The 19,611-nt window shown below is 42.7% G+C and carries 23 protein-coding genes; 21 read left to right on the forward strand and 2 right to left on the reverse strand.

The window, feature by feature from the left end; all coding sequences use genetic code 11:
- Positions 1–6 precede the first annotated feature (6 nt).
- Together eno and D8792_RS03585 are read left to right on the forward strand one after the other, a co-directional pair.
- On the forward strand, positions 7–1,311 hold the full coding sequence (gene eno / locus D8792_RS03580) for a surface-displayed alpha-enolase (RefSeq protein ID WP_015604660.1): 1,305 nt from the start codon (positions 7–9) through the stop codon (positions 1,309–1,311).
- A 76-nt stretch (positions 1,312–1,387) separates the two neighbouring features.
- Positions 1,388–1,972, forward strand: a complete 585-nt coding sequence (locus D8792_RS03585) for a hypothetical protein (RefSeq protein WP_125372923.1) — start codon at positions 1,388–1,390, stop codon at positions 1,970–1,972.
- A 59-nt stretch (positions 1,973–2,031) separates the two neighbouring features.
- Here D8792_RS03585 and D8792_RS03590 read toward each other — a convergent pair whose 3' ends face one another.
- On the reverse strand, positions 2,032–2,217 hold the full coding sequence (locus D8792_RS03590) for a hypothetical protein (protein ID WP_005589722.1): 186 nt from the start codon (positions 2,215–2,217) through the stop codon (positions 2,032–2,034).
- A 31-nt stretch (positions 2,218–2,248) separates the two neighbouring features.
- The gene (locus D8792_RS03595; RefSeq protein WP_125372924.1) at positions 2,249–3,259 is read right to left on the reverse strand and encodes a lactonase family protein; all 1,011 of its coding nucleotides are present in this window, start codon (positions 3,257–3,259) and stop codon (positions 2,249–2,251) included.
- Between the two features lie 239 nt (positions 3,260–3,498).
- Here D8792_RS03595 and D8792_RS03605 point away from each other — a divergent pair, with 239 nt between their 5' ends.
- The 19 genes from D8792_RS03605 to D8792_RS03700 all read left to right on the forward strand — a co-directional run bounded on the left by D8792_RS03605 (position 3,499) and on the right by D8792_RS03700 (position 19,574).
- Positions 3,499–3,765, forward strand: coding sequence for a hypothetical protein (locus tag D8792_RS03605; RefSeq protein ID WP_005592220.1), 267 nt, complete (start codon positions 3,499–3,501; stop codon positions 3,763–3,765).
- Between the two features lie 28 nt (positions 3,766–3,793).
- A complete protein-coding gene (locus tag D8792_RS03610) occupies positions 3,794–5,059 on the forward strand; it encodes an efflux RND transporter periplasmic adaptor subunit (protein ID WP_125372925.1) in 1,266 nt (421 codons plus the stop codon).
- Positions 5,046–5,720 carry an ABC transporter ATP-binding protein gene (locus D8792_RS03615; protein WP_005589728.1) on the forward strand — a complete coding sequence of 225 codons (675 nt, stop codon included), beginning with the start codon at positions 5,046–5,048 and terminating at the stop codon, positions 5,718–5,720. Before D8792_RS03610 ends, D8792_RS03615 begins: the two co-directional genes overlap by 14 nt.
- A gap of 74 nt (positions 5,721–5,794) precedes the next feature.
- A complete protein-coding gene (locus tag D8792_RS03620; RefSeq protein ID WP_446677390.1) occupies positions 5,795–6,949 on the forward strand; it encodes an ABC transporter permease in 1,155 nt (384 codons plus the stop codon).
- A gap of 21 nt (positions 6,950–6,970) precedes the next feature.
- Positions 6,971–7,627, forward strand: coding sequence for a response regulator transcription factor (locus D8792_RS03625; RefSeq protein ID WP_125372927.1), 657 nt, complete (start codon positions 6,971–6,973; stop codon positions 7,625–7,627).
- The gene (locus tag D8792_RS03630) at positions 7,624–9,000 is read left to right on the forward strand and encodes a sensor histidine kinase (RefSeq protein WP_125372928.1); all 1,377 of its coding nucleotides are present in this window, start codon (positions 7,624–7,626) and stop codon (positions 8,998–9,000) included. Before D8792_RS03625 ends, D8792_RS03630 begins: the two co-directional genes overlap by 4 nt.
- Before the next feature lie 347 nt (positions 9,001–9,347).
- The gene (locus tag D8792_RS03640; protein ID WP_005589732.1) at positions 9,348–9,548 is read left to right on the forward strand and encodes a F0F1 ATP synthase subunit C; all 201 of its coding nucleotides are present in this window, start codon (positions 9,348–9,350) and stop codon (positions 9,546–9,548) included.
- A 33-nt stretch (positions 9,549–9,581) separates the two neighbouring features.
- On the forward strand, positions 9,582–10,295 hold the full coding sequence (atpB, locus tag D8792_RS03645) for a F0F1 ATP synthase subunit A (RefSeq protein ID WP_045496788.1): 714 nt from the start codon (positions 9,582–9,584) through the stop codon (positions 10,293–10,295).
- A 22-nt stretch (positions 10,296–10,317) separates the two neighbouring features.
- Positions 10,318–10,812 (forward strand): F0F1 ATP synthase subunit B, encoded by a 495-nt coding sequence (gene atpF, locus D8792_RS03650; protein WP_005589735.1) that lies wholly within the window; start codon positions 10,318–10,320, stop codon positions 10,810–10,812.
- Entirely contained in the window at positions 10,812–11,348 is a 537-nt protein-coding gene (locus D8792_RS03655; protein WP_125372929.1) for a F0F1 ATP synthase subunit delta, read from the forward strand. Before atpF ends, D8792_RS03655 begins: the two co-directional genes overlap by 1 nt.
- 15 nt (positions 11,349–11,363) lie before the next feature.
- Positions 11,364–12,869 (forward strand): F0F1 ATP synthase subunit alpha, encoded by a 1,506-nt coding sequence (gene atpA, locus D8792_RS03660; RefSeq protein ID WP_045496794.1) that lies wholly within the window; start codon positions 11,364–11,366, stop codon positions 12,867–12,869.
- A gap of 15 nt (positions 12,870–12,884) precedes the next feature.
- Positions 12,885–13,763, forward strand: coding sequence for a F0F1 ATP synthase subunit gamma (locus tag D8792_RS03665; RefSeq protein ID WP_125372930.1), 879 nt, complete (start codon positions 12,885–12,887; stop codon positions 13,761–13,763).
- A 37-nt stretch (positions 13,764–13,800) separates the two neighbouring features.
- Positions 13,801–15,207 (forward strand): F0F1 ATP synthase subunit beta, encoded by a 1,407-nt coding sequence (gene atpD / locus D8792_RS03670; RefSeq protein WP_005589740.1) that lies wholly within the window; start codon positions 13,801–13,803, stop codon positions 15,205–15,207.
- Positions 15,208–15,214: 7 nt separating this feature from the next.
- Positions 15,215–15,637 (forward strand): F0F1 ATP synthase subunit epsilon, encoded by a 423-nt coding sequence (locus D8792_RS03675; RefSeq protein WP_005589741.1) that lies wholly within the window; start codon positions 15,215–15,217, stop codon positions 15,635–15,637.
- Between the two features lie 87 nt (positions 15,638–15,724).
- Positions 15,725–15,955 carry a DUF1146 family protein gene (locus tag D8792_RS03680; RefSeq protein WP_125372931.1) on the forward strand — a complete coding sequence of 77 codons (231 nt, stop codon included), beginning with the start codon at positions 15,725–15,727 and terminating at the stop codon, positions 15,953–15,955.
- A gap of 68 nt (positions 15,956–16,023) precedes the next feature.
- Entirely contained in the window at positions 16,024–17,304 is a 1,281-nt protein-coding gene (murA, locus tag D8792_RS03685) for a UDP-N-acetylglucosamine 1-carboxyvinyltransferase (protein ID WP_125372932.1), read from the forward strand.
- A complete protein-coding gene (locus tag D8792_RS03690) occupies positions 17,297–17,485 on the forward strand; it encodes a DNA-directed RNA polymerase subunit beta (RefSeq protein ID WP_125372933.1) in 189 nt (62 codons plus the stop codon). The genes murA and D8792_RS03690 overlap by 8 nt, the downstream gene beginning before the upstream one ends.
- Before the next feature lie 73 nt (positions 17,486–17,558).
- On the forward strand, positions 17,559–18,407 hold the full coding sequence (locus tag D8792_RS03695; protein ID WP_125372934.1) for a DNA/RNA non-specific endonuclease: 849 nt from the start codon (positions 17,559–17,561) through the stop codon (positions 18,405–18,407).
- Between the two features lie 207 nt (positions 18,408–18,614).
- Positions 18,615–19,574, forward strand: a complete 960-nt coding sequence (locus D8792_RS03700; protein ID WP_125372935.1) for an ROK family glucokinase — start codon at positions 18,615–18,617, stop codon at positions 19,572–19,574.
- Positions 19,575–19,611: the final 37 nt, after the last annotated feature.

The raw sequence follows: 19,611 nt of genomic DNA on the forward strand, positions 1-19,611 counted from the left end.
GTCAAAATGTCAATTATTACTGATGTTTACGCTCGCGAAGTCCTCGACTCACGCGGTAACCCAACACTTGAAGTAGAAGTTTATACTGAATCAGGTGCTTTCGGACGTGGTATGGTTCCTTCAGGAGCTTCTACTGGTGAACACGAAGCAGTTGAACTTCGTGATGGTGACAAATCTCGTTACGGCGGTCTTGGTACACAAAAAGCAGTTGACAACGTGAACAACGTTATCGCTGAAGCTATTATCGGTTACGATGTACGTGACCAACAAGCTATCGACCGTGCAATGATCGCTTTGGACGGTACTCCAAACAAAGGTAAATTGGGTGCGAACGCAATTCTTGGTGTGTCTATCGCTGTAGCTCGTGCTGCTGCTGACTACCTTGAAATCCCACTTTACAGCTACCTTGGTGGATTCAACACTAAAGTTCTTCCAACTCCAATGATGAACATCATCAATGGTGGTTCTCACTCTGACGCTCCAATCGCTTTCCAAGAATTCATGATCGTACCTGCTGGTGCACCATCATTCAAAGAAGCTCTTCGTTGGGGTGCTGAAATCTTCCACGCTCTTAAGAAAATTCTTAAATCTCGTGGTTTGGAAACTGCTGTTGGTGACGAAGGTGGATTTGCTCCTCGTTTCGAAGGAACTGAAGATGGCGTAGAAACTATTATTGCTGCTATCGAAGCTGCTGGTTATGTTCCAGGTAAAGACGTATTTATCGGATTTGACTGTGCTTCATCAGAATTCTACGATAAGGAACGTAAAGTATACGACTACACTAAATTCGAAGGTGAAGGAGCTGCTGTACGTACTGCTGCAGAACAAATCGACTACCTTGAAGAATTGGTAAACAAATATCCAATCATCACTATCGAAGATGGTATGGACGAAAACGACTGGGATGGTTGGAAAGCTCTTACTGAACGTCTTGGTGGTAAAGTTCAATTGGTTGGTGACGACTTCTTCGTAACAAACACTTCTTACCTTGAAAAAGGTATCGCAGAAGGCGCTGCTAACTCAATCCTTATCAAAGTTAACCAAATCGGTACTCTTACTGAAACATTCGACGCTATCGAAATGGCGAAAGAAGCTGGTTACACTGCTGTTGTATCACACCGTTCAGGTGAAACTGAAGATTCAACAATCGCTGACATCGCAGTTGCAACTAACGCAGGACAAATCAAGACTGGTTCACTTTCACGTACAGACCGTATTGCTAAATACAACCAATTGCTTCGTATCGAAGATCAACTTGGTGAAGTTGCTGAATACCGTGGATTGAAATCATTCTACAACTTGAAAAAATAATTCATTCTAATGGAATGAAGCAAATCCCTTGAGGCTAACTCAAGGGATTTTTAATAAATAAGGGGAGACTTTTGGGATGTTTTATTTCATTTTGTATATCCTAAGCAGAGAGTGGCCAGCTCTTACTGTTTTATTTATAGGCCTCTTTTTGGCTTATAAACGCAAATCAAGCTCTCTGATGCTTTTGGCAGTTCTTTTATTTCTTACAATCACCAGTATATTCTGGTATCCTCAGTTCAGCCCATGGTTTGCTTTTCCCTTTTTGTTTCTTGTTTCCTATTTATTGGTCAAAATATATAGGTGGCTTCTTTATCCTGCTCTTGCTTTAGGCTTGTTGCTATTGGCAGTTTCTCCTATTATTGGCTATATTTTTAGAGTTTATGTTCCAGTGAGTCAGTATGCCTATCTTGAGGAAAAAGGGCAGACAGTAATGGTTCGGGAAGATTATTATGGAGCATTTTTTAGTGAAAGCGATATAGAAATCACGACCTATGTAAATGGTCAACTCCCTCTTGCCAATAAGCTAGTTTATGAAAAGGTTGACTTACATGATTTTAATAAGGACAAAGATGTCGATAAGGATGTTTTTCTTGCTCAACCCTTGACAAGGGAGCGATTGAAAGAATTAGAGGATTTCATGAATCGGAAATGGACTAAATAAGGCTCGATCAAATAAAAAAGCTGTTGGATTTTCATCCAACAGCTTTTTTAATTAAGATTTTAGAAAATAGACTTAACTTTGTTGATGACGTCGTTGAGCCCTTTTGAATTTGCTACTAAATCTTTAGCCTTATCTAAGTATTCGCCTAGCTCATCTTTGTGATCTTCGACAAACTTCTTAGCTGCATCAAAATCTTTCTTTTCGATTAATTCTTTTACTTGGTTAAACAATTCTACTGGATTCATTTTGAATGCTCCTTTGATAATTTTCTTTTGATTATTGGAAGGTCACGCAGACAGCTTCTGGCACATAGAAATCATGAGAGACTTCTGTTAATCGGCCTGTTTCAGGATCGCGTTTGAAAATAGTTGCATTGTCCGAGTCTTGGTGAACAGCGATGAGGTAGTTTTGGTCAGGGGTGATATTGAAATCACGTGGATTTTTGCCCTTTGTTGGTGTGATTTCAACGAGCTGTAGGCTTCCATCAGCTAGAATTTGATAAACCGCTATTGAGTCATGGCCACGGTTAGAGCCATAGAGGAATTTACCGTCTGCTGAAAGGCGGATGGCTGCAGTTCCGTTAAAATCTTTAAATTCTTCTGGGAGAGTTGAGACGGTCTGCATGTGTTCAAACTGACCAACGCCGTCATAAATCAATACTTCGATAGTAGAATTTAGTTCGCAGATAAGGTAAGCAATTTTATAGTGGTTATGAAAGACAATGTGGCGTGCCCCGGCTCCAGCAGCACATGTGCAGGTGGCCAGTTTGTTTAGTTGCCCGTCTTCAGTCACATCGTAGGTAGTGACTTGGTCTGTTCCGAGGTCACAGGTAATCAGATATTGATCAGGTGTCAAGTCAGTGTAGTGGACATGGGCAGAGGCTTGATTGGCATGAGGTCCTTGACCGACATGAGTGTCTGAATCAGCCAGTTTTAGGCTGCCATCTTCTTGCTGCTTGTAGACCAGCACTTGCCCCTTGTGGTAGTTGGCTCCGTAAACGAGTCCTCTTTCCTCATCTACAGCGACATAGCAAAGCGGAGCGCCTTCCTCAACCACGTGATTGAGCAGCTGCCCTTCCTGGTCATAGGCAGCAATCCCACCTTGTCCATCTTTTGCGCCAACGGTGTATAGATGCCCAGCTTGGTCAAAGGCTAGGTAAGTTGGGCTTGGCTCTTCGGCTACTAATTCTAAGTTTGAGAGTTGTCCCTTTTCAGTATCAAAATCCGCCTTATAAATTCCTTTGGAATCTCGTCGGGTATATGTTCCAAAATAAACTGTTTGAGTCATGTCTCCACCTCATTCTTTTAAAGTCAATCTATTATACCACAAAATGACTTGAGAAGCTGTTGATGCAAGAAAAGCCTGTATTTTAATGGAAAAGCCTGAGTTATTTTCAAAAAACAGACAAAAAACAGATGGTGGGTAGGAAGGGGATAGACCACTTTGATAGAATGGAATTGTTCAAAAAAACAAATACGATCAGGAAAGCTCAAAATTCCTGTTTTCTAAAACAAAGGAGAAATCAAATGAACGTAAAAAAATTCGCTATGCTTGTAACTCTTATCGGAATGTCTGTCTTTTTCCTAGCTGCATGTGGTTCTAAGAATGCTGACAATAAAGAAATTAGCGATGGGAAAAAAGTAGATTTTAAGAAAGATGCTGTTGATCAAAAAACGAAAACAGTAGACGGCAAGGAAGTGACAGAGTACACCATGCCGGATGGAAATGTAATTCAAATCCCAGCGGATGGAGAAGAATTACCAACAGATGAATCTGAATCAACTGATAAATAAAGGTTAGAACTTGTAGGTTGGAGGCAATATGTTTCAAATAAAAAAAATGAATCGTAAAACCATTCTATTGGGAAGCACGGTCATTCTTGCTTGTGCTGGGCTGGGAGGCTATGTACTTCTCAATCAGGTTAATCAAAAACAGGCCATGCAAATGGTTGATAATAAGATTGATTCTCTGACGGTCCAGGATGCTGTCAATAACAGTAAAAAAACAAGCCTGGTTTTATCTGGAGAAGTAGTTGCTAACAATAGTAGTAAGGTCAAGATTGACCCATCAAAAGGTGAAGTTAANGAAGTATTNGTNAAAAATGGCGATACTGTTACACAAGGGCAGCCCCTCTTTTCCTATGTGACGTCTCAGGAATTGACAGCTCAGTCTGCTCAGTATGATGCTCAAGCTAAGGCCAACGGCATTACGACTGCTCAAACCAGCGCATCTATCAAATGGGAAACGTATAATCGGAAGCTAGCTAATCTCAATACTCTTAAGAATAAATACAATTCTAGTAAGGATGAGTCTCTCTTGGATCAGATAAAATCTGCTGAAGATGAGCTGGCTCAAGCGCTAAGTGATGCAAAGACTGCTGACAATGAAGTAACGAATGCTCAGATTGAGGCTGAAAAGGCTCAGGTGACAGCCCAGACGGAATCAGACCGCATGAAATATGATACTGTGACGGCTGATACAGCAGGAACCATTACCTCTATGAACGAAGATCTTCCGACTCAGTCCAAAGCTAAAAAGGAAGAAGAAACCTTTATCGAAATCATGGACAAGTCCAAGACTTTGGTAAAAGGGACTGTCAGCGAATTTGACCGTGAAAAGCTGAGCGTGGGTCAGAGAGTAGATATTGTAGACCGCAAGGATCCTAAGAAGCGCTGGAGTGGCACCGTCACTCAGGTCGGCACCTTGACAACTGCGAATGCTGGAAATAACAATGGTGGAAATAAACAACAGGAAAACCCCAACCAAGGCAAGTTCCCGTATACTGTCGAGCTGGATCAGGGCGGTGAAATGCCACTTGTAGGCTCCCATTCTTATGTCAATGTTGTAGAAAATGCTCCTGAAGCCGGCAAAGTTGTTGTCAATAAAGCCTATACTTTCAGTAAAAATGGTAAGACCTATGTCTGGAAGGTAGAGGGCAAAAAGGTGAAAATGAAGGAAGTTAAGACCAAGAAAGTTTCTGACCGTTTGGTAGAGATTACAGAAGGTCTGACTATGCAGGATACCATTTCGACGCCTAGAGAAGGCATGAAAGACGGGATGGAGGTAGGACAGAATGTTAAAGCTTAAGAACATCCACAAATCTTATCAACAGGGCAGTCAGGAATTTCCGATTTTGAAAGGAATTGATTTGCATGTGAAAGAGGGGGATTTTCTAGCGATTATGGGGCCGTCTGGATCAGGTAAGTCCACTTTGATGAACATTATCGGCTGTTTGGACAAGGCTAGCGCAGGTTCTTATCATATCGAAGGGACTGACGTCTCTGACCTGTCTGACAACCAATTATCTGATTTGCGTAATCAGAAGATTGGCTTTGTTTTCCAGAATTTCAACCTCATGCCTAAGCTGACAGCCTGTCAAAATGTTGAACTGCCTCTGACTTACATGAAAGTTCCTAAAAAAGAGAGACGCGAGCGCGCTTTGGAAATGCTGCGATTGGTCGGTCTGGAAGAGAGAAGCGACTTTAAGCCTATGGAGCTGTCCGGTGGTCAAAAGCAACGGGTAGCCATTGCGCGTGCCTTGGTGACCAATCCTAGCTTTATTCTGGGAGACGAGCCGACTGGAGCGCTGGATACCAAGACCAGTGTTCAGATCATGGAGCTGTTCAAGCAGTTTAACGAACAAGGCAAAACCATTGTCATCATTACCCACGAGCCAGAAGTGGCTCAGCTTTGCAAGCAAACAGTTGTCTTGCGGGACGGTAATATAGAGACTCGGGCATTAGGATAGAAGGGGGCTATATGGAAGATATTTTTGTAGCTCTAAACTCCATCCTGTCCCACAAAATGCGCTCTATGCTGACCATGCTGGGGATTATCATCGGGATTGGCGCTATTATTGCTATCTTTTCCATCATTGAAGGAAATACAGAAAATACCAAGCGTCAGCTGATCGGTGGTAGCAATAATACCATCAAAGTCGTCTACGACAAGAAAAGCGCCATCGATCCCTCTATTCCAGAAAAATCCCAAGCTCAGAAGCCTTCCTACATTCCTTTCATGGGAGAGGATGTCTTGTCCAAAATCAAGGAAATTACTGGAGTTAAAAATGCTTTGATGACCTATGGGGCGGACGAAAAGATTTACTATCTCAGCCAAAAGTCATCTAGCAAGGTTCAGGCAGTTTCCCAGTCGGTAGCTGACATCAAGCAGCAACGGCTGTTGGAAGGGGAGGGCTTTGACTCTGAAGCCTTCAAAAATCAAGAACAAGTAACCTACCTAGAAAAGTCTCTTTATGATACTCTTTTTCCTAAGGGAGACGGTATCGGTAAGTATGTAGAAGTCAAGGGCAATCCTTTTAAAGTTATTGGCGTCTTTGAGTCTACTGAGCAGAGTGGCCTAACCTCTGGTTCGGAAAAGGTGGCCTATATTCCTCTGCAGCAATGGCATCGGATTTTTGATACCATCAATATCAGTCCAGAAGTCACCGTCCAAACCCACAAGGCCGATGACTTGAAGAAGGTGGCTAAGAAGGTCAGTGATTATCTCAATCAGCAGATGCCTCAGTCAGACTATATGTTTGGTGTACTAAATCTGCAAGAATTTGAACGTCAATTGGATAACCTTAACCAGTCTAACTTTGTCTTGCTAGCGGGTATTGCCAGCATCTCCCTCTTAGTCGGAGGTATTGGGGTTATGAATATCATGCTGGTCTCAGTGACAGAGCGGACACGTGAAATCGGGATTAAAAAGGCTCTGGGAGCTCGGCGCAAGATCATTCTCAAGCAGTTCCTGATCGAAGCGGTCATCCTGACTCTGATGGGAGGAATTATTGGTGTGGTAGCAGGTATCGCCTCTGGTTTTGCTATTACCCAGTCTTTGGCCTATCCATATATTTTATCTCTGTTTTCTGTCTTTGTAAGTTTGCTCTTTTGTTGTATAATAGGAGTAGTATTTGGGCTCTTGCCAGCCGTGAAAGCATCCAAGCTGGATCCAATTGAAGCCCTGCGATTTGAATAAATAAAGGAGAATCAAGCATATATGCACAAGATTTTAGTAGTGGAAGACGATACTACGATCAATCAAGTTATTTGTGAATTTTTAAAAGAAAGTAACTATGCAGTTACACCAGTCTTTGATGGAGGCGAGGCTTTGCTTCAATTTGAAGCAGAGTCTTTTGACTTAGTTATTTTAGACATGATGTTGCCAACCATGAGTGGACTGGATGTCCTCAAGGAAATTCGCAAGACTTCTCAGATTCCGGTCATGATCCTGACAGCACTAGATGATGAGTACACTCAGCTAGTCAGCTTTAACCATCTCATCAGCGACTATGTGACCAAGCCTTTCTCACCACTGATCTTAGTCAAACGTATTGAGAATATTCTGCGACGAAATACGGTTGCTTCAGAGATTACTGTCGGTGAACTGACAGTCTCTGTCGATGATTGTACAGTTTATTGGCAGGAAGAAAAGATGCCTCTGACCAAGAAAGAGTACGAAATCTTGCAGGCTCTAGCCAAGAGAAAGGATCACTTAGTGACCCGCGATCAGCTCATGAATACCATCTGGGGTTACAGCGAGCTGGACAGCCGGGTGCTGGATAATCATATCAAGAATATTCGTAAGAAGATTCCAGGTATTCCTCTGAAAACCATCACAGGTATGGGCTATCAGCTTGGAGGAGAAGACACGTGAAGATTGTCAAAAAGAACTTCCTCTTGACGACTTTCATCATCTTTGTCGTTGTGACGATCGTTCTATCCACTCTCTATTTCGCCATGCCGGTTTATTACCAGCAGGTCAAGGGGGGAGAAGCCCAGCGTGAGTTTGCTCAGGTAGCCAAGCAGGTCAAGGGAAAGTCCAGCCAAGAAATCAGTGAGCTTTTGAGTAATTATAGCAAAAAAAGCAATCAGATCTGGTTCACCTTGCTGGCAAAAGACAATACAATTCTTTACCCAGCACTCGAAACGAATGGAGAAAGCTCTCTCCAGCTGACCATTGTTCCGACCATTGCCAATAGCAATTATGAGAGTAAGACCCTGTCAGAAAGTTTTCGGACATCAGATGGCAAAGAAGTAGTCCTGCGTGGGGAATATTCCCTGCAACCCGTTTCGGACGCCAGTCGGATCTTGCTCAATCTCTATCCCTTTGTATTATTCTTGTCGCTGAGTCTGGGTGGGCTTGCCGCCTATCTCTATAGTCGGACCTCCAGTCAGCGGATTAAGGATATCTCTTCTAGCACTCGACAAATGACGAGTCTGCTTCCAGACGTTTCCTGTCAGGTGAAAGGTCATGACGAGATTGCTGATTTGGCTCAGGATATCAATCACTTATATGCTAACCTCTTAACCAGTATGGAAGCTCTGCGATTAGAAAATGAGAAAGTCGCAGAAAGCGAGCGCGAAAAGGCAGAATTTCTCCGAATGACCTCCCACGAACTCAAGACCCCCATCACCAGCATGATGGGAATGATTGACGGGATGATTTATGGAGTGGGTGATTTTAAAGATCGGGACAAATACCTACAGAAGTGCCGCGAAATATTGGAAGAACAATCAGGCTTAGTTCAGTCTATCCTAGCCATTTCAAAGCTAGAAATGACCATGGAGACAGAGCGAGAAATCTTCTCTCTCAAAGAGCTGCTTGAAGCAAATATCAGTACATACAAGGTTCTNGCGGACCTCAAGCATTATCAATTTAATGTCCAACTTACAGAAACAAAAGTCCGAGGAAATAAGACCTATTTACTTAAAGCTATTAAAAATCTGATTGATAATGCCTTCCATTATACAGTAGAAGGTGGAGAAATCTTGGTTCGTTTAGAAGATGGGGTATTAATTGTAGAAAATGAAGCTGAGCGAGTGTTGGATGAGTCACAGATTCAGCAGATTTTCCAGCCATTTTATCGACCGGACTACAGTCGCAATCGTAAGGATGGCGGTACAGGACTGGGACTCTTTATCGTGCAGCAAATTTTGGAAAAGCACCATCTCACTTATCGCTTTGAAGCAGTTGAGAATAGGTGGATGCGCTTCACGATTTTTTTACCTCAAATGGAACAGATATGAGGCTGGGACAAAAGTCCTAGCCTCTCAATTGTTTGGATTGTCAAGCAAGACGCAGTGGTTGAGTGGGCTCTACTAGGCTGATTTCATCAGCTTTTACAGCCCTACTCAACTGTGCGGAGGTGGGACGACGAGATCGAATTCTAACGAATTACTGATTTCTGTCCCACTCTCATTTTTGCTTGGATTTTTATAGGATAAATGTTTGAAAAGCACTTTTATTCAAGTTTTGTTTTAAATTTAAAAGAAAAGTGCGAAAAACGCTTACAATATCACAAAATAATTGACTATTACCTTTATTAGGAGTAAACTAATGGGGTACATTTAAAAAAATAAAAGGAGAATTCATCATGAATTTAACATTTCTAGGACTTTGTATTGCCTGCTTTGGCGTCTCATTAGCTGAAGGTTTGATTATGAGCAATCTGTTTAAAGCAGCTTCACGTCAGCCAGAAATGGTTGATCAATTAAGAAGCTTGCTCATCATGGGTGTCGCTTTTGTTGAAGGTACTTTCTTCGTTACTTTGGTTATGTCTTTCATTATCAAATAGTTTTTTCTATTTTAGAAAAGGGGGTGTCAAACCTTGGAAGAGAGTCTTAATCCGACTATTCAGCTAGGCCCAATATCCTTTGATTTGACCCTGCTTGCTATGTCACTTGTGACCGTCTTGATGGTCTTTGGCTTTATCTACTGGGGCAGTAGAAAAATGTCCATCCGACCAAAAGGAAAGCAAAACTTACTTGAGTACGTCTATGATTTTGTCATTGGCTTTACTAAAGAAAATATTGGGGAACACTACATCAAAGATTATTCTTTGTTTATGTTTGCCTTGTTTCTTTTTATTGCAGTTGCCAATAATATCGGTTTGATGGCTAAAATTCAAACCACCAATGGCTACAATCTCTGGACCTCACCGACGGCAAATTTGGGCTATGACCTAGCCTTGTCCTTTATCATTACATTGATTAGTCATGTGGAAGGAATCCGTCGTCGTGGTTTTAAAGATTACTTAAAAGCTTTTGCAACACCTGGATTTATGACTCCAATGAATATCTTGGAAGAATTCACCAATTTTGCCTCCTTAGCTCTGCGGATTTTCGGAAATATCTTTGCAGGGGAAGTTTTGGCTGGCTTGTTGCTTACCTTGTCACAACAAGCATTTTATTGGTATCCAGCTGCTTTCCTAGGTAGTATGTTATGGACAGCCTTCTCGATATTTATTTCATGTATCCAGGCCTATGTCTTTACCATGCTGTCTTCGATGTATATCGGTAAGAAAATAAACGGTGAAGAATAGTAAGTAGAAAGGAAGAAAAGGAATGCACGTAACTATCGGTGCCATTATTGGTGACTTTATTCTCATCGCTGGTTCCTTCCTTTTATTAATTTTTTTAGTAAAGAAGTTTGCCTGGGGCAATATTACCAGTATCTTAGAAGAACGTTCTAAAAAGATTACGGATGATATTGACGGGGCTGAGTCAGCCCGTAAAAAGGCTGAGGAACTTGCGCAAAAACGTGAGAATGAATTAGCAGGAAGTCGTCAGGAAGCAACGACGATTATTGAACATGCTAAGGAAACAGCTGAAAAAAATAAGGCTGGAATTTTAGCGGATGCAGCTGAAGAAGCTGGACGTTTGAAAGCAAAAGCCAATCAGGAAATTGCTCAAAGCAAGGCAGAAGCCTTGAATAGCATTAAAGACGATGTGGCTGACCTAACAGTAAGTCTTGCAAGTAAGATCTTGAGCCAGCAGCTTGATACAAAAGCACACAGTGAGCTCATTGATCGTTATATTGATAAATTAGGAGATGCTTAATGGACAAAAAGCACTATGCGGTAATTGAAAAATATACCTTGCCTTTTGTTCAATTAGTATTTGAAAAAGGTCAGCAACAAGATGTTTTTGAAAAACTAAGCCAAATTAGGGCCGTGTTTGAGGAAACAAATCTTGCTGACTTTTTATCACATATTGGCGTTGATGATGGAGAAAAGGAGAAGGCTCTTCGACTTTTTCAAAACTCAGATTCACAGCTGATTGATAACTTTATCGAAGTCGTTATTCTCAATCATCGAGCAGATTTGTTCTACGATATGTTGGTAGAAATTCAGCATCAGATTGAGAAACAAAGCAATGAATTTGAAGTGACGGTTAAATCTGTTCAAGCATTGACAGACAGTCAAAAAGAAAGATTGAAACCAATGATTGAGCAAAAAATGGGCCTCAAGGTTCGCTCGCTCAAGCAGGAATTGGATGCCAGCCTGATTGGTGGCTTCGTCATTTCAGCCAATAATAAAACAATTGATGCAAGTATAAAACGTCAATTACAACTCGTAAAAGAAAATTTGAAATAGAAAGTGGTGTGAATTTTGGCGATTAACGCACAAGAAATCAGCGCTTTAATTAAGCAACAAATTGAAAATTTCCAGCCAAATTTTGACGTCACAGAAACTGGGGTCGTCACTTATATTGGTGATGGAATCGCTCGTGCCCACGGTCTTGATAATGCCATGAGTGGCGAGCTCTTGATTTTTGAAAATGGTTCTTATGGTATGGCCCAAAACTTGGAGTCAACCGATGTCGGAATCATTATCTTGGGTGATTTTACAGATATTCGTGAGGGCGATACGATTCGTCGCACGGGTAAAATCATGGAAGTTCCTGTCGGAGATGCTTTGATTGGTCGTGTCGTAGATCCACTTGGTCGTCCTGTTGACGGCTTAGGTGAGCTTGCTACAACTAAAACACGCCCTGTAGAAGCACCAGCACCAGGAGTTATGCAACGGAAGTCTGTATCAGAACCATTGCAAACAGGTTTGAAAGCTATTGATGCCCTTGTACCAATTGGTCGTGGTCAGCGGGAATTGATTATCGGTGACCGTCAGACTGGTAAAACTAGTATTGCCATCGATGCTATCCTCAATCAAAAAGGGCAGGATATGATCTGTATCTACGTTGCCATTGGTCAAAAGGAATCTACTGTCCGTACACAGGTGGAAACTCTTCGCCAGTATGGAGCTTTGGATTATACTATCGTGGTAACAGCGTCAGCTTCTCAGCCTTCTCCCTTGCTCTTCTTGGCTCCTTATGCCGGTGTAGCAATGGCAGAAGAGTTCATGTACAATGGCAAGCACGTCCTCATCGTTTATGATGACTTGTCAAAACAAGCGGTAGCTTATCGTGAGCTTTCCCTCTTGCTTCGTCGTCCACCAGGTCGTGAAGCCTTCCCTGGGGATGTTTTCTACCTTCACAGCCGTCTGCTTGAGCGTTCGGCTAAGGTTTCTGATGAGCTGGGTGGTGGTTCAATCACTGCATTGCCATTCATCGAAACGCAGGCAGGAGATATCTCTGCTTATATCGCAACCAACGTAATTTCAATCACAGATGGACAAATCTTCCTTGGAGATGGTCTCTTTAATGCAGGTATTCGTCCAGCTATTGATGCGGGTTCTTCCGTATCTCGGGTAGGTGGATCTGCACAAATCAAGGCCATGAAGAAGGTTGCAGGAACTCTGCGTATTGACCTTGCTTCATATCGTGAGCTGGAAGCCTTTACCAAATTTGGTAGTGACCTCGATGCAGCAACTCAGGCTAAGTTGAACCGTGGACGCCGTACGGTAGAAGTATTGAAACAGCCAGTTCATGAGCCACTGCCAGTTGAAAAACAAGTTGTGATCCTTTATGCACTGACTCACGGCTTCCTTGATGCAGTACCAGTAGATGAGATTCTTCGGTTTGAAGCAGAGATTTTTGCTTACTTTGACGCTCATCATGAAGACATTTATGAAACCATTCGCCAGACAAAAGATTTGCCGAGCGAAGAAGTGCTGGACGCCGCTATTACTGAATTTATTAATCAGTCTAACTTCAAATAAGAATAGAGGTGTCAGATGGCAGTTTCATTAAATGATATCAAAAATAAAATTGCATCCACAAAAAACACCAGTCAAATCACAAACGCGATGCAGATGGTTTCTGCATCTAAGTTGGGAAAATCCGAAGAAGCAGCAAAGAACTTTCAAGTCTATGCTTCTAAGGTTCGGAAACTCTTGACCGACCTTTTGCATGGTCATGAGGCAGAAAATGTTAGCCATCATCCACTGCTCAAGAGCAGACCGGTTCAGAAAACGGCTTATATCGTCATTACATCTGATCGTGGTTTGGTCGGTGGCTACAACGCAACCATCCTCAAATCAATGATGGAATTGATTTCTGAATACCACGAAAAGGATGATTATGTCATTATTTCGATCGGAGGAATGGGAGCTGATTTCTTCCGCGCACGAGGCATTCAGCCGATTTATGAATTGCGTGGCTTAGCCAATCATCCGAGTTTTGATGAAGTTCGGAAAATCATTTCCAAGACCATTGAAATGTATCAGAATGAGCTTTTTGATGAACTTTATGTGTGTTATAACCACCATGTCAACAGTCTGACTAGTCAGATGCGGGTAGAGCAGATGTTGCCAATCGTTGACTTGGATCCTAGTGAAGCGGATGAGAACTATATACTCAATCTAGAATTAGAATCCAGTCGAAATGCGATTTTGGATCAGCTCTTGCCTCAGTTTGCTGAAAGTATGATTTACGGAGCCATTATTGACGCAAAAACTGCTGAAAATGCTGCTGGTATGACAGCCATGCAGACAGCAACGGATAACGCTAAAAAAGTTATCAATGATTTGACCATTCAGTATAACCGTGCTAGACAAGCAGCTATCACGCAGGAAATTACTGAAATTGTGGCGGGTGCAAGTGCACTGGAATAGTGTCACAGAAAATAAATAGTATAAAGAGGAGAAAAGAATGAGCTCAGGCAAAATTACTCAGGTTATCGGACCAGTTGTAGACGTAGCGTTTGCAGCTGGCGACAAGCTACCTGAGATCAATAATGCACTTGTAGTCTATAAAAATGACGAAAAAAAATCAAAAATCGTCCTTGAAGTAGCTCTTGAGCTTGGTGATGGAGTGGTTCGGACCATCGCTATGGAATCAACGGATGGGTTGACTCGTGGCATGGAAGTGCTAGATACTGGCCGTCCAATTTCTGTGCCAGTCGGCAAAGAAACACTTGGTCGCGTCTTTAACGTTTTGGGAGATACCATTGACTTGGATGCTCCTTTTGCGGATGATGCAGAGCGTCAACCAATCCATAAAAAAGCTCCAACCTTTGATGAGTTGTCTACTTCATCAGAAATCTTAGAGACAGGTATCAAGGTTATCGACCTTTTAGCCCCTTATCTTAAAGGTGGTAAAGTGGGACTCTTCGGTGGTGCCGGAGTCGGTAAGACCGTCTTGATTCAGGAATTGATTCATAACATTGCCCAAGAACACGGTGGTATTTCTGTATTTACTGGCGTTGGGGAACGTACCCGTGAAGGGAATGACCTTTATTGGGAAATGAAAGAGTCTGGTGTTATCGAGAAAACAGCCATGGTCTTCGGTCAGATGAATGAACCGCCAGGAGCGCGTATGCGGGTTGCTTTGACTGGTTTGACGATTGCAGAATACTTCCGTGATGTGGAAGGTCAAGATGTCTTGCTTTTCATTGACAACATCTTCCGTTTCACGCAGGCAGGTTCTGAAGTTTCTGCCCTTTTGGGTCGGATGCCGTCAGCCGTTGGTTACCAACCAACACTTGCGACAGAAATGGGACAATTGCAAGAACGTATCACATCGACTAAGAAGGGTTCTGTAACCTCGATTCAAGCCATCTACGTGCCAGCCGATGACTATACTGACCCAGCGCCAGCGACAGCTTTTGCCCACTTGGACTCTACAACCAACTTGGAACGTAAATTGGTTCAATTGGGGATTTATCCAGCCGTGGATCCGCTCGCTTCAAGCTCTCGTGCTCTTTCTCCTGAGATTGTTGGTGAAGAGCACTATGCAGTGGCTGCCGAAGTGAAACGCGTATTGCAACGTTATCATGAATTGCAGGATATCATTGCCATCCTAGGTATGGATGAGTTGTCAGATGAAGAAAAGACTTTGGTTGCACGTGCGCGCCGGATCCAATTCTTCCTGTCTCAAAACTTCAACGTTGCGGAGCAATTTACTGGTCAGCCGGGATCTTATGTGCCTGTAGCTGAGACAGTTCGTGGCTTTAAAGAAATCCTCGAAGGCAAGTACGATAAGTTACCAGAAGATGCCTTCCGTGGTGTCGGTTCAATTGAGGATGTCATTGCTAAAGCTGAAAAAATGGGATTCTAAGAGGTGAATGATGGCTCAAATGACAGTACAAATCGTTACACCGGATGGTCTGATTTATGACCACCGTGCTGCATTTGTTTCCGTAAAAACGATTGACGGAGAAATGGGGATTTTGCCTCGCCATATCAATACAATTGCTGTTTTGGAAGTGGATCAAGTCAAGGTACGCAGAATCGATGATGATAAGCATATTGACTGGATTGCGGTCAACGGTGGCATCATAGAAATCGCTGATAATGTGATTACCATTATCGCGGACTCAGCTGAGCGTGAGCGTGATATTGATATCAGCCGTGCCGAGCGAGCTAAGCTACGTGCTGAGAAAGAGATTGAAGAAGCCCAAGACAAGCATTTGATTGACCAAGAGCGACGTGCTAAAATCGCTCTCCAGCGTGCCATCAACCGTATTAACGTTGGAACAAGAATGTAATGAAAAAAGAATGGAATTTCCATTCTTTTTTATTGTCCCATACTCCTTTCCGCTAGAAATAGCTCTTCTTATGGTATAATAAAATCTATGATAGAATTAATGTTTCGATTATGCAGTCATCTGCTCTTTATCTTTATGGCTTTTCATCTTTTATCTACAGTGGTCTGTTGGGAAAGATTTCTAAAAGTAAATGCCGATAATGCCATCAAAATTCGTTTTTTGATTTTGTTGCTGAGTATTGCCTTGGGCTACATGGCTAGCCTGTTTTTTATTGGTATTTATGACATGAGTCGGGCAATTTTTAATGGAGCATTATAAGGTCAGATTGCTGATTTTATGATATGATAGTAAGGATGAATTTTTAAGATTTGGAGTAACTAGTTAGTATGGAAAAAATTATTATTCAGGGTGGAAATAACCGTCTGGTTGGCAGAGTTAGGATTGAAGGAGCTAAAAATGCGGTGTTGCCGCTGTTGGCGGCAACAGTCTTGGCCAGTGAGGGAAAAACAATACTCAAGAATGTGCCAGTCCTTTCGGATGTTTTTACCATGAACAATGTTGTTCGTGGCTTGAATACGCAGGTAGACTTTAACCAAGATGAAAATACTGTAGTTGTAGATGCGACTAAACCATTGACCGAAGAAGCTCCCTACAAATATGTCAGCAAAATGCGGGCTTCGATTGTTGTATTGGGTCCCATTCTTGCTCGAAATGGACATGCAAAAGTATCCATGCCGGGTGGTTGTACGATTGGTAGCCGTCCGATTGACCTTCATTTGAAGGGCTTGGAGGCAATGGGTGCTCAGATTACGCAGACTGCAGGGTACATCGAAGCCAAGGCAGACCGCTTGATGGGAGCCCATATCTACATGGACTTCCCAAGTGTTGGCGCGACACAGAATATTATGATGGCGGCAACTTTGGCTCAAGGCACCACTGTTATCGAAAATGCTGCCCGAGAGCCTGAAATTGTTGATTTGGCTTTATTGTTAAATAAAATGGGCGCTAAAGTCAGAGGGGCAGGAACGGAGAATATAACAATCATCGGTGTTGAAAAACTTCATGGAGCTGAGCACAATGTCGTGCAAGACCGTATCGAAGCTGGAACCTTTATGGTTGCTGCTGCCATGACAGGTGGTGACTTGCTGATTGAAGATGCGATTTGGGAGCACAACCGTCCGCTTTTATCAAAAATGCAAGAAATGGGAGTAGAAGTGACGGAAGAAGACGAAGGAATTCGCGTCCGCTCAGATGTTTCAAAGTTAAAAGCTGTTTCTGTCAAAACTCTACCTTATCCAGGTTTCCCAACCGATATGCAGGCTCAGTTTACTGCCTTGATGGCGATAGCCCAAGGAGAGTCTGTCATGGTTGAGACGGTCTTTGAAAATCGCTTCCAGCACTTAGAAGAGATGCGACGGATGGGACTTCACTCTGACATTATGCGGGATACCGCACGGATTTGGGGTGGTAGCAGCCTGCAAGGAGCAGAAGTGATGTCGACAGATCTTCGAGCTAGTGCGACCTTGATTTTGATGGGCTTGATTGCTGAAGGGGAGACAAAAGTCAGCAAGTTAGTTCATTTGGATCGTGGCTATTATAAATTTCATGAAAAGCTGGCAGCTCTTGGTGCCAACGTCAAACGCGTAAAGGAAGAAGATGATGAGTGAAAATTGGAAATATTTGGCTAGACAACTAGGCATCATTTCCTTGGTGCTGGTAGTCGCTTTTATCATTTTTTGTCTTGGTCTGGTCATCGGATATGGTGTGATTGGAAATGCAGATAATCCTTGGTCTATCTTATCACCAGATACTTGGAAAGAGCTTATTTCTAAGTTTACTGGTCAATGATCTGCCGAGAGTGTTCGTTAATTTACCGACTGTGCAGAATCTTTGCACAGTCCTTTTAAATGGATAGGAAAATATGCCAAAAAGAAAGAAATTACAAAAAAAGAGCACTAAATCTACTCAGACTATAGCTGGGCTTCTGGTTGCTCTGACTTTATCACTGGGAGCCTACTTTTTTGGAAATGGCAATCAGTCACCAGCAGTAAATACACCTGCAGTTGTCAGTCAAAATAAGGATACCAGTACACCAGATCAAGCGCTGGCTGAGAGTGTTCTCACAGACTCAGTGCGTTCGCAACTTGGTGGAAAAATCGAGTGGAATGGGGCAGGGGCTTTCATCATCAATGGGAATCAAACGAACTTAAATGCCAAAGTGTCGAGTGCGCCTTATGCAGATAATAAAACGAAGATGGTTCAGGGGCAGACTGTTCCAACAGTCGCCAATGCCTTGCTTGCCAAATCGACCCGCCAGTATAAATCACGAGAAGAAACGGGAAATGGTTCCACTTCTTGGGTCCCTGCCGGTTGGCATCAAGTCAAACATCTATCAGGTGAATACAACCATGCAGTAGATCGCGGGCATCTCTTGGCTTACTCTCTCATCGGTGGCTTAAAGGGCTTCGATGCTTCCACTAGCAATCCAGCCAATATCGCAGTCCAAACAGCCTGGGCCAATCAGGCCAATAAAGACAACTCGACGGGACAGAATTACTATGAAACTCAAGTTCGTCGTGCTTTGGATCAGAATAAGCGAGTCCGTTATCGTGTCACTTTGATCTATGCTTCAGAAAATGATCTGGTGCCATCTGGCTCGCATTTAGAAGCCAAGTCCAGCGATGGAAGTTTGGAATTCAATGTCTTTGTTCCCAATGTCCAGTCAGGAATTGTCCTTGATTATCGCACTGGCAAAGTGAGCCTTAGATAAATGTGGTTTAAATAATATGATTCATTTGAAGTCAGCAGCTAAGCTGGCTTTCAGGTCTTCAATAGACTTCCCGGCGCCTTAAGAGGTGCCGATTTTGCTTTGTATTGAAATGAGCATAAACTAAAAGCAAAAAATACTGTGCAAACCTTTTCTACGCTGAAAAAATTTGCTATAATGAAAGGGAGAACGAATACAGAGGAGAATATCATGTCAAAAAAAATTATTGGGATTGATTTAGGCGGAACTTCTATCAAATTTGCTATTTTGACGCAAGAGGGTGAAATCCAAGAAAAATGGTCTATTAAGACCAATATTTTGGACGAGGGAAGCCATATTGTAGACGATATGATTGAGTCTATCCAGCATCGCTTGGGGCTCTTAAATCTATCAGCAGAGAACTTTGTCGGAATTGGAATGGGTTCACCGGGTGTGGTTGACCGTGAGAAAGGGACTGTTATCGGTGCCTACAACCTGAACTGGAAAACCCTCCAACCAATTAAAGAAAAAATTGAAAAAGCCTTGGGCATTCCATTCTTCATCGATAATGATGCCAACGTAGCTGCGCTTGGTGAGCGTTGGATGGGTGCTGGTGAAAACCAGCCAGACGTTGTCTTTATGACACTTGGTACAGGTGTTGGTGGCGGTATTGTTGCAGAAGGTAAACTACTCCATGGTGTGGCAGGTGCGGCAGGTGAGCTGGGCCACATCACTGTTGATTTCGATCAACCAATCGCATGTACTTGTGGTAAAAAAGGCTGTCTTGAAACAGTAGCTTCTGCAACAGGGATTGTCAATTTGACTCGTCGTTACGCTGATGAATATGAGGGTGACGCAACTTTGAAACGCTTGATTGATAACGGAGAAGAAGTAACCGCTAAAACTGTATTTGATTTGGCAAAAGAAGGCGACGATCTTGCCTTGATCGTTTATCGTAACTTCTCACGTTACTTGGGGATTGCTTGTGCCAATATCGGCTCTATCCTAAACCCTTCAACCATTGTTATCGGTGGCGGAGTGTCAGCAGCGGGAGAATTCCTTCTACAAGGTGTCCAAAAAGTTTATGATGAAAATACCTTCCCACAAGTGCGTACATCAACTAAATTGGCGCTGGCTACACTTGGAAATGATGCTGGCGTAATTGGAGCAGCTTCGCTGGTACTTCAATAGTTCTAATTACTTCCTCTCTTAGCATAGCTATAAGGAG

Origin of the sequence: Streptococcus cristatus, from assembly GCF_003943505.1 — a bacterium.
Lineage (GTDB): Bacteria > Bacillota > Bacilli > Lactobacillales > Streptococcaceae > Streptococcus > Streptococcus cristatus_E.

Coding starts and splice junctions, on each gene's coding strand:
- atpF (WP_005589735.1), top strand. CDS start 10,318: ATGCACGTAACTATCGGTGCCATTATTGGTGACTTTATTCTCATCGCT.
- D8792_RS03695 (WP_125372934.1), top strand. CDS start 17,559: ATGCCAAAAAGAAAGAAATTACAAAAAAAGAGCACTAAATCTACTCAG.
- D8792_RS03590 (WP_005589722.1), bottom strand. CDS start 2,217: ATGAATCCAGTAGAATTGTTTAACCAAGTAAAAGAATTAATCGAAAAG.
- D8792_RS03690 (WP_125372933.1), top strand. CDS start 17,297: ATGAGTGAAAATTGGAAATATTTGGCTAGACAACTAGGCATCATTTCC.
- D8792_RS03640 (WP_005589732.1), top strand. CDS start 9,348: ATGAATTTAACATTTCTAGGACTTTGTATTGCCTGCTTTGGCGTCTCA.
- D8792_RS03625 (WP_125372927.1), top strand. CDS start 6,971: ATGCACAAGATTTTAGTAGTGGAAGACGATACTACGATCAATCAAGTT.
- D8792_RS03680 (WP_125372931.1), top strand. CDS start 15,725: ATGATAGAATTAATGTTTCGATTATGCAGTCATCTGCTCTTTATCTTT.
- D8792_RS03615 (WP_005589728.1), top strand. CDS start 5,046: ATGTTAAAGCTTAAGAACATCCACAAATCTTATCAACAGGGCAGTCAG.
- atpD (WP_005589740.1), top strand. CDS start 13,801: ATGAGCTCAGGCAAAATTACTCAGGTTATCGGACCAGTTGTAGACGTA.
- D8792_RS03620 (WP_446677390.1), top strand. CDS start 5,795: ATGCTGGGGATTATCATCGGGATTGGCGCTATTATTGCTATCTTTTCC.
- D8792_RS03675 (WP_005589741.1), top strand. CDS start 15,215: ATGATGGCTCAAATGACAGTACAAATCGTTACACCGGATGGTCTGATT.
- D8792_RS03665 (WP_125372930.1), top strand. CDS start 12,885: ATGGCAGTTTCATTAAATGATATCAAAAATAAAATTGCATCCACAAAA.
- D8792_RS03605 (WP_005592220.1), top strand. CDS start 3,499: ATGAACGTAAAAAAATTCGCTATGCTTGTAACTCTTATCGGAATGTCT.
- D8792_RS03595 (WP_125372924.1), bottom strand. CDS start 3,259: ATGACTCAAACAGTTTATTTTGGAACATATACCCGACGAGATTCCAAA.
- murA (WP_125372932.1), top strand. CDS start 16,024: ATGGAAAAAATTATTATTCAGGGTGGAAATAACCGTCTGGTTGGCAGA.
- D8792_RS03655 (WP_125372929.1), top strand. CDS start 10,812: ATGGACAAAAAGCACTATGCGGTAATTGAAAAATATACCTTGCCTTTT.
- eno (WP_015604660.1), top strand. CDS start 7: ATGTCAATTATTACTGATGTTTACGCTCGCGAAGTCCTCGACTCACGC.
- D8792_RS03700 (WP_125372935.1), top strand. CDS start 18,615: ATGTCAAAAAAAATTATTGGGATTGATTTAGGCGGAACTTCTATCAAA.
- D8792_RS03585 (WP_125372923.1), top strand. CDS start 1,388: ATGTTTTATTTCATTTTGTATATCCTAAGCAGAGAGTGGCCAGCTCTT.